Source organism: Methylomonas montana (genome assembly GCF_030490285.1).
Lineage (GTDB): Bacteria > Pseudomonadota > Gammaproteobacteria > Methylococcales > Methylomonadaceae > Methylomonas > Methylomonas montana.
The window spans coordinates 2,986,279-3,001,220 of record NZ_CP129884.1; the positions used below are offsets into that span (position 1 = coordinate 2,986,279).

The 14,942-nt window shown below is 50.0% G+C and carries 14 protein-coding genes and 2 pseudogenes; 9 read left to right on the top strand and 7 right to left on the bottom strand.

All coding sequences use genetic code 11. The features are described from left to right. The first annotated feature begins 3 nt into the window (after nt 1-3). On the top strand, nt 4-318 hold the full coding sequence (locus QZJ86_RS13685) for a transposase (RefSeq protein ID WP_301670982.1): 315 nt from the start codon (nt 4-6) through the stop codon (nt 316-318). An 11-nt stretch (nt 319-329) separates the two neighbouring features. Continuing rightward, on the top strand, nt 330-1,184 hold the full coding sequence (locus tag QZJ86_RS13690; protein WP_301938983.1) for an IS3 family transposase: 855 nt from the start codon (nt 330-332) through the stop codon (nt 1,182-1,184). Here QZJ86_RS13690 and QZJ86_RS13695 read toward each other — a convergent pair. Then, nucleotides 1,166-1,378, bottom strand: coding sequence for a winged helix-turn-helix transcriptional regulator (locus QZJ86_RS13695; protein WP_301670983.1), 213 nt, complete (start codon nt 1,376-1,378; stop codon nt 1,166-1,168). The genes QZJ86_RS13690 and QZJ86_RS13695 overlap by 19 nt on opposite strands. Before the next feature lie 282 nt (nt 1,379-1,660). Beyond that, nucleotides 1,661-1,897 (bottom strand): annotated as a pseudogene (locus tag QZJ86_RS13700) (transposase); the annotation flags it as partial. Between the two features lie 202 nt (nt 1,898-2,099). Here QZJ86_RS13700 and QZJ86_RS13705 point away from each other — a divergent pair. After that, a complete protein-coding gene (locus QZJ86_RS13705; protein ID WP_301670984.1) occupies nt 2,100-2,645 on the top strand; it encodes a hypothetical protein in 546 nt (181 codons plus the stop codon). A gap of 102 nt (nt 2,646-2,747) precedes the next feature. On the opposite strand, the gene QZJ86_RS13710 is transcribed toward QZJ86_RS13705, so the two are convergent. The 3 genes from QZJ86_RS13710 to QZJ86_RS13720 form a co-directional block, all read right to left on the bottom strand. Then, entirely contained in the window at nt 2,748-4,319 is a 1,572-nt protein-coding gene (locus tag QZJ86_RS13710; RefSeq protein ID WP_301670985.1) for an IS5 family transposase, read from the bottom strand. 168 nt (nt 4,320-4,487) lie between these two features. Continuing rightward, nucleotides 4,488-4,790 (bottom strand): type II toxin-antitoxin system RelE/ParE family toxin, encoded by a 303-nt coding sequence (locus tag QZJ86_RS13715; protein WP_301670986.1) that lies wholly within the window; start codon nt 4,788-4,790, stop codon nt 4,488-4,490. Then, nucleotides 4,790-5,032, bottom strand: a complete 243-nt coding sequence (locus tag QZJ86_RS13720; protein WP_301670987.1) for a type II toxin-antitoxin system ParD family antitoxin — start codon at nt 5,030-5,032, stop codon at nt 4,790-4,792. Before QZJ86_RS13720 ends, QZJ86_RS13715 begins: the two co-directional genes overlap by 1 nt. A 441-nt stretch (nt 5,033-5,473) precedes the next feature. Here QZJ86_RS13720 and QZJ86_RS13725 point away from each other — a divergent pair. The 4 genes and pseudogenes from QZJ86_RS13725 to QZJ86_RS13740 form a co-directional block, all read left to right on the top strand. Beyond that, a pseudogene (locus tag QZJ86_RS13725) lies at nt 5,474-6,706 on the top strand (IS5 family transposase); the annotation flags it as partial. Nucleotides 6,707-7,020: 314 nt separating this feature from the next. After that, a complete protein-coding gene (gene fliK / locus QZJ86_RS13730; protein ID WP_301670988.1) occupies nt 7,021-8,496 on the top strand; it encodes a flagellar hook-length control protein FliK in 1,476 nt (491 codons plus the stop codon). A gap of 149 nt (nt 8,497-8,645) precedes the next feature. Next, complete coding sequence (locus tag QZJ86_RS13735; RefSeq protein WP_301670989.1) at nt 8,646-9,650, top strand: class 1 fructose-bisphosphatase; 1,005 nt, start codon at nt 8,646-8,648, stop codon at nt 9,648-9,650. A 17-nt stretch (nt 9,651-9,667) separates the two neighbouring features. Beyond that, nucleotides 9,668-10,414, top strand: coding sequence for a helix-turn-helix domain-containing protein (locus QZJ86_RS13740; protein WP_301670990.1), 747 nt, complete (start codon nt 9,668-9,670; stop codon nt 10,412-10,414). A 4-nt stretch (nt 10,415-10,418) separates the two neighbouring features. Here the strand turns inward: QZJ86_RS13740 and QZJ86_RS13745 are convergent, their stop codons facing one another. Both QZJ86_RS13745 and QZJ86_RS13750 read right to left on the bottom strand, forming a co-directional pair. Then, complete coding sequence (locus tag QZJ86_RS13745; protein ID WP_301670991.1) at nt 10,419-11,183, bottom strand: ABC transporter permease; 765 nt, start codon at nt 11,181-11,183, stop codon at nt 10,419-10,421. Further along, nucleotides 11,180-12,085 (bottom strand): ABC transporter ATP-binding protein, encoded by a 906-nt coding sequence (locus QZJ86_RS13750; protein ID WP_301670992.1) that lies wholly within the window; start codon nt 12,083-12,085, stop codon nt 11,180-11,182. Before QZJ86_RS13750 ends, QZJ86_RS13745 begins: the two co-directional genes overlap by 4 nt. A 119-nt stretch (nt 12,086-12,204) precedes the next feature. On the opposite strand from QZJ86_RS13750, the gene ppx reads away from it, so the two are divergent. Together ppx and QZJ86_RS13760 are read left to right on the top strand one after the other, a co-directional pair. Continuing rightward, nucleotides 12,205-13,707, top strand: coding sequence for an exopolyphosphatase (gene ppx, locus QZJ86_RS13755; protein ID WP_301670993.1), 1,503 nt, complete (start codon nt 12,205-12,207; stop codon nt 13,705-13,707). Then, a complete protein-coding gene (locus QZJ86_RS13760; protein WP_301670994.1) occupies nt 13,701-14,939 on the top strand; it encodes a hypothetical protein in 1,239 nt (412 codons plus the stop codon). Before ppx ends, QZJ86_RS13760 begins: the two co-directional genes overlap by 7 nt. The last annotated feature ends 3 nt before the right edge of the window (nt 14,940-14,942 follow it).

A 14,942-nucleotide genomic window follows, 5' to 3' on the forward strand; every position in this document is an offset into this window, starting at 1 on the left:
ACCATGAAAAACGAGAATAAACACAACCGTCCTAAATACAGTTTGGAATTTAGGCAAGATGCTGCCAAGCTGGTTCTGGAAAAAGGTTACAGTCAACAGCAGGCTGCGGATCATCTGGGCGTATCGCTAAGCGCAATGGGACGCTGGGTTCGTGCGGAACGCAAGCCCTCTGTCATGGGTTCGGTAACGAAAAAAATCAGCGTGACGTTGGGTGAGCATGACGAATTGATTCGCTTGCGCAAGGAAAATGAACAGTTGCGGATGGAGCGCGAAATATTAAAAAAGACGGCCGTCTTCTTTGCGAAAGAAACCGAATAAAGTACGGGTTTATTCGAGAGCAAGAGAAGACGTATCCAGTGACCGTGCTGTGTCGAGTGATGCAGGTGAGTGCCAGCGCCTATTACGATTGGTTAAAAGCCCCGAAAGACAGCGATAAAGATCAACAAGACCGAAAAATCGCCGAAACAGCCAAGCAGATTTTTATCGACAATAAGCAGTGCTTTGGTTCGCGTCGCCTAGCCGATCGTTTGCAAAAACAGGGGATTACTGCCGGTCGCTTTAAAACGCGGCGGATCATGCGGGAGTTGAAGTTAAAAGTTCGCTACCCCAAACGATTTAAAGTGACCACGGACAGCAACCACAATGAGGCCATATCACCCAATCGGCTGGACCGCCAATTCAAGGTCGCTCAGCCGAATCAAGTGTGGACGACGGATATTACCTATGTCTGGACGCTACAGGGCTGGCTTTATGTCGCGGTCGTGATCGATCTGTTCTCCCGGCAAGTGGTGGGCTGGGCGATTGACGACCACATACGAACTTCGCTCTGTGTCAACGCCTTACAAATGGCCTTCTGGCGTCGTAAACCGTCGCCTGGTCTGCTGCATCACTCGGATCGTGGTAGTCAGTATGCGAGTCGGGAATATCGCCAACATCTGGCCGTGATGCGCATGGAGCAAAGCATGAGCCGAAAAGGCAATTGCTGGGACAATTCGCCGACGGAACGCTTTTTCCGTAGCTTGAAGCATGAACAGCTCAACTACGAAAAATTCAAAACCCAAGAGGCGGCAAAACTGAGCGTGATCGACTATTTGGCTTTTTACAACGGTCGTCGATCGCACTCAACATTGGGCTATCAATCCCCGATCGAATTCGAGCGGGAATTTTATAGAAACGCTGCCTGAACAGGTGTCCGGTTTTTGTTGACCATTACATCTTCAGTCAGCCCACCTTTTGCCGCGCCAATCTTTTTGAAGTGTCTTGATAGCGTGCTGGCGCTGATTCCGGTCTTAACTGCTATGGCCGCAAGTGAATAGCCGCCATCCCTAAGAATGACGGCCTCTTTCAACTGATCGGCTGTTTTGAGCCGACCTGTCATCAGTGCAACCTTTTCGCAATAGCCGGTAAGTATCGAGAGTCAAACCAGATATCGAGATCGGTCAAGCGAAAAAACAGCGCTGAATTTTTGCCCCTGCTTTGTCTTAGGTGCGGAATAGCCCCATACAGGTTCCGGTTGCCTCTACGTTTACCAGCTGCTGTTGCCGATGGCGGGAACTCGTCGCGGATATTCTCATCAATCAGTGTTCGAAAATCCGGTGCTTTGTTTACCAAATGAGGAAGGCCGTTTGCTGTGACATAACTGGCAAAGCGTCTATCTAGGTGTCTGTTCGAACAGCGTACCGCTGATCAACGAGGTTTGGTGATGGCACGTCGTGCACTGATACAAATTGCGAGTCTTGATCACGCTATAGCGGCGGCGACCGCAGCCTGGGCATTGAAACCCGGATGGCCATCGCGCCTGAAATAGCCCTGCGGCACACTGGCTTTCAGTACCGTAGCGATTCATGAAATCCGTCAGGCTAAAGCCTTTTTGAAATTGGATCGGATTCTTTTTCATGCCACGATCTCCTGTCAGTTCATAGCTTTCATTGGACTAGCAGGATGCTCGTAAGTTGCTGAGGGTCGTGGGTAATCAGGAAGGGTTATGAGTCAGGTTTGAAATTTGTAATAGCGTCGCAACAAGAACATTTTTACAATGCCGAGCTCTACAATCTGCCTGAGCCGCTAGACTCAGCATCTAACAAACTACAATCAATACAATGAAAAAAAGCAAAGGAATAATTGCGATAGCTGTGACAACTGTTTTAATGACAGGTTGTGCGCATGAACCAACATTTGAAGAGCGTAACCAACAAAGCTTCGCCAATATTCAAAGGGAAAGGGATAGTCTATACCCCCCCAAATGGGTGATCACCTGCAACGTTGACAAATTTACTGATACTAAATCTTGTGAAATGAAACGTTTTTTTGTGAGCTCAAAGAACGAGCACCACAAAGAGAAAAACAGCGTTTACGAGTCAGCTTCCGTCACATTAACCGATAAACAAAATTTAGAATTAAGATTTGGCTTTCAGGATGACCCGACTATAGGTGGACAGATCAGATTCGGAAAAAATGAGCCTGAAAAATTTAATCAATTCCTCATTACCGGAAATCAAGCGAATAAGGTCTTAAGTCAAATGCAGTCTGAAAAGTCCGGAATAGTCGAAACATATAAATGGCCAAATAATAGAGTCTACTTTGAGATTGATTTACAAGACTTTAATCTTGCTTATGCTGAGTTAAAGAAATCCATCTCTAAATAGAGTCTGCTCAGTAAATCAGCTGTGGCAATGACGAGCAAATCGGGTCGGCCAAGTTAGAATGGGTGCGCAGATTCCAAATCTTTTGTTTCCAGGCGCGCACGATCATTTGCAGTAACCCGACCAGGCGGCATTGACCGAGGGCAAAAAGATCCCTTGCAGGACCAGCAGGTTCATCACCAAGAAGATGGTGTTGATCCAGGCGAACGAGGTGTTGGCGCGCTTGGCGCGGATGTCGGTGAGACGATAGCCGTTTTTACCTTGGCCGAATTTGCCTTCGATGGGGATGCGCTGCAGGTATTCCTGCCGGCGCTGTTCTTTGTCGTGTTTGAGTTGCTCCCGGTTGGCCTCGGTTTCGCGTTTGGGGCGGCCGAGCGGTTTGCCGGCAAAGCGGATACCGTGTTGCTTCAGGTAGTCGCGGTTGGCGCGCGTGCCGTAGATCGGATCGGCGAGCACCCGTTCCGGATAGTGGCCGTAGCGCGCCAAGTACGCTTCGACTTGCGAGACCAGATCCAGTCCTTCGTGAAAGGCATCCCATCGCAGGTGATCGACATGAGCTAGGCCTTCGCCGCTCAGGCTGACGCTGAGTTTGGCGCCGAATTCGACCGGCTTGTCCAACTTGCCGCGCACCATCGGCCGCACATAGGGTTGACTGATACTGACGATGCGGCGGTCGCAGCGGCGGGTCTGGTTTCGATACATGTCCCATTGTTGCTGGTACAGATGCTGAATCACCCAGTAGCGATGCAGCAGCCAACCCGGCAACGGCAGCGGCGAACCCTGAGGGATGGGCGCCAAGAGTTGTTCGATGTGGCTCAGGTTGCGGCGCAGATATTGCCACTGTTGCTTGATGCCTCGGCGTAGCACTTTCCGGCCGGGGCGCTTTTGTTTGGCGACGGCCAGATACGCACTGCGGGCTTTGTGGCGATAAGTCCTGGGTTTGTCCGTGACCTTCAGGCGCTTGCACAGGGTGTCGATGATCCGTTCCGTTAATTCCCGCGCTTCGTTCAACAGGCTCAAATCGGTGGGAAAGCGGATGGCTTGTTCGACCACGGTGGCATCCAGAATCAATTGGCCGCGCGGGGCGGCCGGTGCTTCCGGCTCCGGTGCCGATGGGACACCGTCTTTATCGGCAAAATCCAAGGCCGCTTCGGCCGCCTCGGGCTGAACCTCAGCTTCAGGCGCGGTCACGCTAGCCGCGGCCTTCGGCTCAGACGCAGCGGGCGTTGCCGCGGCCGGCGGCGTTTCCAGTTTGGTCGGGGTCGGCTTTTGCCCCTCGTGCGCCTCGATGATGGCGCGGTGAAAGCCTTCGAACACGGCTTCGCCCATGCGCTTGCGCACTTCGACCAATAACGACGGCGCAAACGGCGCCGCCGCTTGGTAGCCGGGCAAGCCGACGAAGTATTGCAGGTACGGGTTTTCCTGGATTTGCTGGACGGTTTCCACGTCTGACAAACACAGTTTGTGCTTGATGATCACCGCGCCGATTACGCGCCGCGCGTCTTTCAGCGGCCGGCCCCGGTCCGCCCTCATCCCTTGGTAATAGCATTCCGCCAGTTCGTCCCACGGGATGCACTCACTCAGTTTTACCCAGCGATTGTGTTTATCCAGGGCTGTCTCGAACGGCCAGTCGAATTCAGCTATCGTCAGTTGTTTTGAGCTCGTGGTTCGAATCATGGCTGCACGGTTTTTGAGGCTAATGGCATGTTTTTCGTGCAGCAATTATACCAAAATTCCTCAATAACTACGCTTAATCAATGGGTTATATTTTCTGAGCAGACTCTAAATAACAAAACTAATGCCTGTTCGAATGTTGGTTTATCAATCGAACAGGCGATACAATTTTTACCCACTGGTTAGGTGTGACTCGCTATCCATACGCTCATGCAGAACGCGGACAATTTCAATCAGATCAGGTTCTTTTTGGCGGTAGAAAACAAGATGCTTTCCGACTGGTAGTTTTCGGTAACCGGGCCTAATGTCGCCGCAGTCTTTCCCCATGAGCGGATTAACCACTAAATCATGAAAACTTCTATCAAGTAAAGTTAGATAAAGGTTACGCTGCTCGATGCCCCATGTCTCTTGAGTGTAACGACCGATGCTTTTCAAATCAGCTTTGGCCGCATTGGTTAGCAGGAATCGCGACACTAGTGGTGACTTTCGCTGTCGAGCTCATCGAGTAGCCCCTTCAATGAATAATCGGCTGTTCCGCTTTCTTCGCCATGCTTAAGCGCAAGACGCAAGGCGGAAAGCTTTGTTTCTCTTTCTTCCAGCAGACGCAAACCAGCCCGGATTGCTTCACTCGCTGATCCATAACGACCATCGGTAATTTGCTGCGAAATAAATTGCTCGAAGTGTGCGCCGAGCGTAACGCTTGTGTTTTTTTGCATGTCTCTACCCCTGTTCTGTTGATCAGCACTTTATAGCATCAAATAATATTTATTGGTATTAATTGGGGTGCCAAAATTACCGTCCCCTCCGACAGAGTTTAGGGTTTCGATCGCATGATGATTTCTTTTAACGCTCTTGCCCCAGTCAGAGGACAAAGGGTATGATTTGGCGGAGAGCAAAGATACAGGACTTCTTTTTACAACCAAAAAAGAGCTTAATATTCAATATGTTGCGAAATGGCGCGGTTTTTCCCTAGCTCTCCGCCATATTCCCTTAAAATAAGCGCCCTCAGTGGCGCTTATTTTTTTATTTTACCATCGTATCTACCATAAGAAAATCGATTGGGTATTGCTTTACAGAATACACCATCAAACCATCTCAACATTGATTGCTTACCGTTAAGGGGCGTTGATCGCAATGGACAGCCTCACCCGTTTGCCTTTGGTGAGTTTTTTACCCGGAATCAAGGTGCGCCCGCCTTGCCCACGCCCACGCCCACGCCCACGCGACTGATTGTCGGGCTTCATTACCTCAAACATGCGTTCGCACGCTCTGATGAAGCGGTCGTGGCACAGTGGCTGGAAAATCCCTATTGGCAATATTTTTGCGGCTCAGAGTCTTTCCAACACCAGACACCCTGTCATCCCACCTCGCTGACCTATTGGCGGAAGCGGATCGGTGAAGCAGGCTGTGAGTGGATGTTAATGGTGACGATTCAAGCAGGCGTCGACAGCAAGACCGTGAAGCAGCAAGACTTTGAATCAGTGACGGTGGATAGTACCGTCCAGGAGAAAGCCATCACGTATCCGACGGATGGCAAATTGTATGAACGCTGCCGCCAGCACCTGGTGCGTTTAGCCGAGCGGCATGAGATTCCACTACGGCAGAACTACAATCGCAAAGCCCCGTATTTGCTGCTAATGGCCAACCGTTACCATCATGCCAAGCAAATGAAGCGCAAACGTAAAATGCTCAAGCAACTGAAAGCCCTGGTGGGCCGGGTGTATCGAGACATCGAGCGTCAATTAGGCAATCAGTCTGATATCGTCAAAGGTGCGTTCAAAGAGACGCTGGAAAAAACCCAACGGATTTTAAATCAGCAACCCCAGGATAAAAACAAGCTGTACAGCTTTCATGCCCCGGAAGTGGAATGCATTGCCAAAGGCAAAGTCCACAAAAAATATGAATTCGGCGTCAAAGTGGGCATCACCGTCACCAACAAAAGCAATTTCGTGCTCGGCGCTCGCAGCTTTCCTGGCAATCCTTATGATGGACATGCCCTGGAGTCGTGTCTGGAACAGGCAGAGATACTAAGCGGTGCCCGCGCCAAAGAAGCCTTTGTGGATTTGGGTTATCGGGGCGTCGAGGTACCAGGAGTCACGATTTATAAAGCCCGACAAAAGCGCGGCGTGGATACTCGACGTCTCAAACGGGTCCTGAAACGTCGCAACGCTATCGAACCGATCATCGGCCACCTGAAGAACGACTGATTATTGGGGCGCAACTGCCTGAAAGGCGAAGTGGGCGATGCGTTGCATGCCATCCTCTGTGGTGCCGGCCACAACATCCGTATGATCCTCAGGCGGTTGAGGATTTTTTTGCCTCGTTTTTGGGAACTACTGTCTCGGCTTGGGATGACTTCATCAGTCGAGCAATTCTTTCTGACTGCATAAAACCAAGTATCTATGAAAATTTCGGCTTTTTCAGGGGCGACTAGATAACATCACAGCAGCCTAAAGGCTGAGTCCAGAAAAATGCTAAGGCACCGTTGCGAGACTGGAAAGCCGCTCTGAACCGGTTTACCATGCGATGTCAATAACACGGCTGAGCCGTTAAACTATTCCTGGTTTGGACAAAATTCAGGATGCCCTGCTATACGAACAGAGGCGACGAAAATGATAGCCTTACTGGTTTTCGTGCCGCGGCATCTCAAACTACTCCCCCGCTCCGTGACCGCTCGACGCGATCAGTGCCAAGGTGAAAATTCATGGATATCAAGTTGCCCTTAGATGCGAAGCTGCAGTTGGCGATCGATAAAGTCGGCGGCACTGCTCCGGAATTGAAGCTGAACCAAATATTGGACGCTAAGATTATTACGCATCAGGCCACGCTGAACACTTTGTCGGTCAGCATAGCCGGCAAAACGCTGACGCTGCAAAACCAACAAGCACTACCCTTACAACCCGGTCAAACTCTGCAATTGCAAGTGGCAAAACTGTTGCCGACGCTGGAACTAAAAATTCTGGAGCCGCCGTCAACCAGCGGTTCGTTAACCGCTCAAGGCGCCGAACCGGCGATATTGAAATTATTGTCGCCCCCCACGTCGTCCTCAACCACGTCTCCTAGCAGCCTGATTAACACCTTAAGCAGCGGTCAGCAGCTTCAAGTCCAGATAGTGGATATAGGCAAACATACGCTTACCGTACAACTTATATCGTTGCCTAGCGGTAACTTCGCGGAAAACACGACGGGTTCCAGCACTAATCCTCAGCCATTGGTCTTGGATAACAAACAATTGCTTTGGACGCAAACCGGCGATAAAGCGGCATTGACTGTTGGCAGCCGTATTGATTTGCAGGTCTCGAACACCGGCGCCAACCCGATTTTTAAAGCTTCGCTTTCGGCAGTCGCCATTGAAGAACACATCGTGGCAGCCTATAAACAATTGCTGCCACAACAAAGTCCGCCCGCCCTGCTACTGCATCAACTCAACCAAGCGATATCCACGCTAATCGACGCTCAAAATGTCGGGGAAACACTTAAGCAACTGGCACTCAAAATTTTGCTGGCCATTCCCGATAAGGCCAGGCTGTTTGAGCCGGCATCGTTAAAGCAACTCATCGCTCAATCGGGTTTATTCATGGAGCGCGGTTTACTGGACACTGCACAATCGAACCCACCCACACTGGCTTTGCAACAGGATTTCAAGCTGACTTTAAGCAAATTTATTGCCCAGTTGGGTCTGGAAATGGCGACGTCGGCCCAGTCGGGCGGCAATGAGCTGTTGAAGGAAATCTTGCAAAAAGCCCAAGGCAGTCTAGCCCGGATTACTCTGGATCAACTCAATTCATTACCCAGAGACGACTCGCCAAAACAGGTCTGGCTGCTGGAATTGCCGTTCTTCAATAATGCCACGCCGGAAACGGTGCAACTGCTGATCGAACAAGACAAACAAGCCGATCAACAGGGCGGACAAAAAAACTGGGTAGTGAGCATTACCATTACCCCGCCCGAACTTGATACAATACACTGCAAAATCTCCTGCTATGACGGTAGCGTAAATACCCGTTTCTGGAGTGAGTCCACCAGCACTGTTGATAAAATTAATGCCCGTCTCGATTATCTGAGACAGCAATTCGAAGAAAAAGGATTAAAGCCCGGATTTATGGATGCTCAACAAGGTAAACCTGCGCAACCCAACCTGCAAACCATGCCAACCAACCTGTTAAGTGAAAAAGTCTGAAACTGTGCTTGATCAGACTACGGCGCATGGGAACCCCATACACAAATGAGCTGGCAACCCCGGCTTTTACCCAGACAATTGATGACCGCTGCCTTGCCTAGCAAGACCCCGTCATCACACCACCCGCTTACCCAACGGAGATTTAACGCATGACCCACCAAGTCACCCTAACCCAGTTCATTATCGAACAGCAGCGCGGTTTGCCGGATGCGTCCGGCACCTTTACGTTGCTGCTGAATAATATCGTGACGGCGTGCAAACAAATCTCTCACCGCGTCAACTGCGGCGCCTTGATCGGAGTGTTGGGCAGTGCGGAATCGGAAAATGTGCAAGGCGAAGTGCAGAAAAAGTTGGACATCATCACCAACGACATCATGGTCAAAGCCCTGGATTGGAGCGGTTCGCTGGGCGGCATGGCTTCGGAAGAAATCAACGACCCGATCAAAATCCCGAATCAGTATCCGAAAGGTAAATATCTGGTGTTGTTCGACCCGCTGGACGGCTCATCCAATATCGATATTAACCTGACCGTAGGTACCATTTTCTCGATTCTGCGTTGCCGCGAAGGCGTCGAACCCGAAACCGAGGATTTTCTGCGCAAGGGCACCGAACAAGTCTGTGCCGGTTTCGTGTTATACGGCCCATCGACGATGCTGGTGTTGACTACAGGCAATGGCGTTAACGCCTTCACGCTGGATCAAGACGTCGGCGAATTCATCCTCACCCATTGCAATATGAAAATTCCCGAGGAAAGCAGCGAATTTGCCATCAATATGTCCAACCAACGTTTCTGGGAAGCGCCGGTCAAACGTTATATCGATGAATGCGTGGCCGGTGAAGACGGTCCGCGCGGCAAGAATTTCAATATGCGCTGGGTCGCCTCGCTGGTGGCGGAAGTCTATCGAATCTTGAACCGCGGTGGCGTATTCCTGTATCCGCACGATTTACGCGATCCATCCAAACCCGGTAAGTTACGACTGATGTACGAAGCCAATCCGATGGCGTTTATTATCGAACAAGCCGGCGGCCTATGTTCAACGGGTCGGGATAGGATTTTGGACCTGAAGCCTAGCAGTATTCATCAGCGAGTCCCGCTGATTTTAGGCTCGAAATCCGAAGTTGAGCGGATTATCGGCTATCACCAACAGGACTAAAGCACAGGCGATCCCTTTTGCAACATCAACACTCTTTACCGGAAACCCAACCCAACGTGTCGATCAAAAACCAAGTCAATTGCGTCAATTGTAGTCTGGACAATATCTGTCTGCCTCGCGGCTTGTCCCAAGCCGAGATCAATAATATCAGCCAAGTCGTCAGGGCCCGCAAAACCCTGCAACGCGGCGATTTCATCTATCGCGAAGGCGACAATTTTCGCGGCATCCTGGCGATAAAATCCGGCAGCGCCAAACTGGTGGCTAACGACAGTCATGGCAACGAACACATCCTGAATATTCTACTGCCAGGTGAATTGCTAGGATTTGACGGCTTGTCGGCCGAAAAACACGGCTGCGCGGCGATTGCCTTGGAGACCATGAGCTTTTGCATCCTGCCCGCCGACAATATGGAAGAATTGTTCAAAAACATGCCTAGCTTGACGCGAGAGCTGTTCCGTCATACCGGCGAAAAAATGATAGAGGACAAAAATCAGCTGGTGTTGAGCAAAAGACCGGCGGAAGAACGTTTGGCTTATTTTTTGATCAGCTTGTCCGAACGCCTGAAACGGCGCGGATTTTCTTCCTCGGAATTCAAGCTATCGCTCACTCGTCAGGAAATCGGCAATCATCTGGGTTTGGCACTGGAAACCGTCAGCCGCTTATTGAAGAAATTTCAGGACGAAAACTTGATCATCGTCCAAAACCGTTTTATCGCGATCAAAAACTCCACAGCCTTAAGAAACTTGCTGCTACCCATGGATTAAGACTTCAGTTTTTGATGCCTATACCTTTATGCAATAGCAATAGGCTCAGTGCGGTTAAAAATACGATAAATCCGGTAATCATCGCGAAAGCCAGTTCGATTTTGACATCGCTTACCCCGATCAAGCCGTAACGAAAGGCGTTGATCATGTATAGAATCGGATTGGCTTGGGCAATTTTTTGCCAAATGCCCGGCAGCATTGCCACCGAATAGAACACACCGCCCAGATAGCTCAACGGCGTCAACACAAAGTTGGGGATGATGGAAATATCGTCGAAACTATCGGCAAACACTGCGTTAATGAACCCCGCCAGCGCAAACAAGGTGGCGGTCAGCACAAATACCGCCGCTGCAATGTCCCAATGCAGAACCGTGGTATGGGTAAACATCATCGATATACCCATCACCACCACGCCGACCAGCACCCCGCGGGCAATGCCGCCGCAAACATAGCCGGCCAGAATCACATAATTCGGCACTGGCGCCACCAGCAATTCCTCGATATGGCGCTGGAATTTAGTGGAATAAAAGGACGACACCACATTGGAATAAGAATGGCTGATCACCGACATCAGGATAATGCCCGGCACGATGTAATCCATGTAACGGACGCCATGCACCAAGCCGATACGATCGCCGATCAACTTGCCGAAGATCAGAAAATACAGCGCAGTGGTAATAGCCGGCGGCAATAAGGTTTGCGGCCAAATTCGGGTAAAACGGCGGATTTCTTTGAGCAGTATCGTGAAAAATGCGACCGAGTAATTCATTGCACCAAATCCATGAATAATTGTTCTAGGCGGTTGGATTTATTCCTCAGGCTCGACACCTCGATATGCTGTGCGGACAATTCCTGAAACAAACGATTAAGGCCTAAACTTTTCGGCACCGCCACCTCCAATGTGTTATCGGTACCACGATTGATACCGTAGCCATCAATCACAGGCGTAGCGGTCAGCGGTTGGGCGATATCCAGCACGAAATGATCGGTATGCAGGCGACTCAATAAACTGCTCATCGCCGATTTTTCGATAATCTGGCCATTGTTGATGATGGCGATATTCCGGCACAGGCTTTCGGCTTCTTCCAGATAATGGGTGGTCAGGATAATGGTGGTACCCTGCTGGTTAACCTCTTGCATCATCTTCCACATCGAGCGACGAATCTCGATATCGACACCGGCGGTGGGCTCGTCGAGTATCAGCAAGCGCGGCGAATGCACCATGGCCCGCGCGATCATCAAGCGCCGCTTCATGCCACCGGACAAGCGCCGGGAAACAAGGTCACGCTTGTCCCAAAGCTCCATTTGCCGCAAACACTGTTCGCTGCGCTGCAAGGCTTGTTTACGCGGGATACCGTAGTAACCGGCTTGATTCAACACCACACTCAAACTGGTTTCGAATTGGTTAAAGTTGACTTCCTGCGGCACCACACCAATACAGGTTTTTGCGGCGACATTGTCTTTATTCAAATCATGTCCGAAGATACTAACCGAACCGCTAGTCTTGTTGACCAGCGAACTGATGATGCCGATCAGCGTCGATTTACCTGCCCCATTAGGACCTAACAAGGCAAAAAAGTCGCCGCGCTGGACGTCAAGATCAACGCCTTTTAAGGCTTCAAAGCCATTGTTATAGGTTTTTTTTAGGTTTTGGATGGATAAAGCCGTCATGCTCTAAGTTATAATGCCAAGCAATAAGGGCTGGCGTCATTCGATAAAACAGCGCCAGTTAAGCTTCGAAATTCTATCAGAATTCGCAATTTCTCAGCAGCCTGAACAGGAATAGACTCTTGCCACATCAAATACCGACCAGCGTTGCTGCCGTGGATCTTGGCTCCAACAGTTTTCATATGATCATTTGCAGCCTGCAAAACGGCAAGTTGCAAACTTTAGATCGCTTGAAAGAGATGGTTCGACTGGCCGCCGGACTCGATCAGCATAGAAACATCGATCAGAGCACCCAAGAAAGAGCGCTAGCTTGTCTGCAACGCTTCGGCCAACGCATCCGCGACTTCCCTCCCAATAGCGTGGCGATAGTCGGCACCAATACCTTACGTGTAGCCAAAAATTCTCAGCAATTCATTAATAAGGCAGAGAAGGCTTTGGGCCATCCGATCCACATCGTTTCAGGTATCGAAGAAGCCAGGTTGATTTACCAAGGTGTCGCCCACAGCCTGGGCAGCAACGCCAATAACCGCTTCGTGATGGACATCGGCGGCAGCAGCACGGAATACATTATCGGCCGAGACGATATTGCCCACACCAAAGAAAGCTTGAACATGGGCTGCGTGACCGTCAGTCAGAATTTTTTCAAGAACGGCGAACTTAACAAAAAGGCCTTCCGCAAAGCGATGCTGTTCGCCGAACAGCATCTGGAACCTTTTCAGAACACCTTTAATTCCAAAAACTGGGACGAAGCTATCGGCGCCTCCGGCAGCCTAAAAGCCATCAGCAATGTCCTGCAAACGATGGGCTGGAGTAATAATGGGATTACCAACGAAGGCCTGGAACAATTAGTCGGACACTTACTAAAGCTAAATCGGATTGATGAAATCAGCTTTCCGGCCTTGAGCATCGAGAGACGGCCGGTGTTCATCGGCGCGGTAGCGATTATTTATGCCACATTCAAAACCCTGAATATCCAACAAATGACAGTTTCCGACGGCGCGCTACGCGAAGGCTTGATTCAGGATTTATTAGGCAGAATTTACGACGACGACATCCGCTCGCAGACCAGTCAGATCATTGCCGAGCGTTACCACACCGACAAAGGCCATAGCCAACAGCTCAAGGAGACCTTACGTTACATCGTCCGACAGTTGGACAGTCATTCCTGCTTTCATGATAATCCCGCCAGTTTACAGTTTCTGGAATGGGCGGCGGAATTGCACGAAATCGGTTTCGAAATTGCGCACAGCCAATATCACAAACACAGCGCATATATCATCGAAAACGGCGATCTGGCCGGATTCTCCAAACAAGATCAGCTACTGCTTTCGAAATTGGTACGCAGCCATCGCAAAAAGCTCAACCTGGACCGTTTCGAAGACTTACCGTCGCCTTGGCGGCAACGTGCTCCACTCATGGCGGTCGTGTTTCGACTGGCCACTCTGTTGCATCGCAATCGCCACGACCAGCGTTCCGACTTTAAAATTACCATTGACCAGAACGATATAAAAATTGATTTCCCGGAACATTGGCTGGAACAAGCGCCTTTGACGCATGCCGATCTCAAACAAGAAATGCATTATCTAAAAAATGCCCACTTCAATTTAATCTTCGATCAATGCTAAGACCGCTACTATACCTGCTGCTTTCAGCGGCGGCTTTATTAGTAGTGCTGCTATTTTTTGCGATCGACGATTCACCGTTATTACGTATCCACCAGGGCCTGAATCGCGACGACATCCAACGTGCCAAGCAATTGCTGCATGTTTCGCCGGAAGAACGCAATCAAATCAAAACGGTCAATTTGGATCAAAAAGATCTGAATATCGCGGTCAGCTACCTACTCAACCACTTCGCCGAAAACACCACTCAGATTCAATTTATAGACGATAGGGTTGCATTCCAAATTGCGATATTCGTACCGAAAAGCCTTTGGGGCAGATATCTGGATTTCAGTTTTAGCCTCCGCCAGGCTGGCGATACGATCCGGATCAAATCATTCAAAGTCGGCGAAATTTCGATCCCGGACCCAGCCGCCAATGTCTTGATTCCAGCCATCGTCCATCACACACCACTCAATCAATATTGGCGGGTCTTGAGCCAATACGTCAAAAACGTACGTATCAGCCCACAAGCCCTGGAAATCAGCTATCTGGGTTCCATCGTTGACGCCGCGAAACAATTGGCGATTCGCAAACATCGCGAATATCCCAATCTGCATCTTTACCAGCAACAGATCAATGAAATCGTCAGCCAACACGACCCTAGCTGGCGCTTATCGCTGATTGATTTATTACAACCGCTGTTTCGCTCGGCCTATCAGAACACCACTGAAAAGAATGCGATTCAAGAGAACCGCGCCATTATCATTGCCGTCGGCAGTTATATTTATAAACATGATTTACGCCGCTATTTGCCATTAGGCCTGGTTTACAGCAAGGAATACCCGGTATTCGCGTATAAACGCGTCGACATCCCTCAACACTTTATCGCGTCGGCGCTATTAGCAACCGTCGATTCCTCGCTACTAGGCGAACAAATCGGCATCGATAAGGAATTAGGTGATGCGCAAACAGGTAGTGGCTTCAGCTTTATAGACTTGATGGCAGACCGCGCCGGTAGCCGTTTTGGCCAACTAGCGATTGCCTCCAACCCAAAAGCCAGAGAACTACAGAGAATAATGTCGGCCACCAAAGACTACGGTTCTATCATCCCTAATCCGCAGGATTTGCCGGAACAGATGGACGAACAAGCGTTTAAATTGAAATTTGATAAGATCGATAGCCCTGCTTACCGACAATTGATTGAGCAAATTGACAGCCGGATAGCGGCTTTACCGCTGTATCAACAACCCTGAAGT

Bases quoted from the DNA above. Each gene is read 5' to 3' on its own strand.
- QZJ86_RS13735 (WP_301670989.1), top strand. From the start codon at position 8,646: ATGACCCACCAAGTCACCCTAACCCAGTTCATTATCGAACAGCAGCGC.
- QZJ86_RS13695 (WP_301670983.1), bottom strand. From the start codon at position 1,378: ATGACAGGTCGGCTCAAAACAGCCGATCAGTTGAAAGAGGCCGTCATT.
- fliK (WP_301670988.1), top strand. From the start codon at position 7,021: ATGGATATCAAGTTGCCCTTAGATGCGAAGCTGCAGTTGGCGATCGAT.
- QZJ86_RS13745 (WP_301670991.1), bottom strand. From the start codon at position 11,183: ATGAATTACTCGGTCGCATTTTTCACGATACTGCTCAAAGAAATCCGC.
- QZJ86_RS13685 (WP_301670982.1), top strand. From the start codon at position 4: ATGAAAAACGAGAATAAACACAACCGTCCTAAATACAGTTTGGAATTT.
- QZJ86_RS13720 (WP_301670987.1), bottom strand. From the start codon at position 5,032: ATGCAAAAAAACACAAGCGTTACGCTCGGCGCACACTTCGAGCAATTT.
- QZJ86_RS13705 (WP_301670984.1), top strand. From the start codon at position 2,100: ATGAAAAAAAGCAAAGGAATAATTGCGATAGCTGTGACAACTGTTTTA.
- QZJ86_RS13710 (WP_301670985.1), bottom strand. From the start codon at position 4,319: ATGATTCGAACCACGAGCTCAAAACAACTGACGATAGCTGAATTCGAC.
- QZJ86_RS13760 (WP_301670994.1), top strand. From the start codon at position 13,701: ATGCTAAGACCGCTACTATACCTGCTGCTTTCAGCGGCGGCTTTATTA.
- QZJ86_RS13750 (WP_301670992.1), bottom strand. From the start codon at position 12,085: ATGACGGCTTTATCCATCCAAAACCTAAAAAAAACCTATAACAATGGC.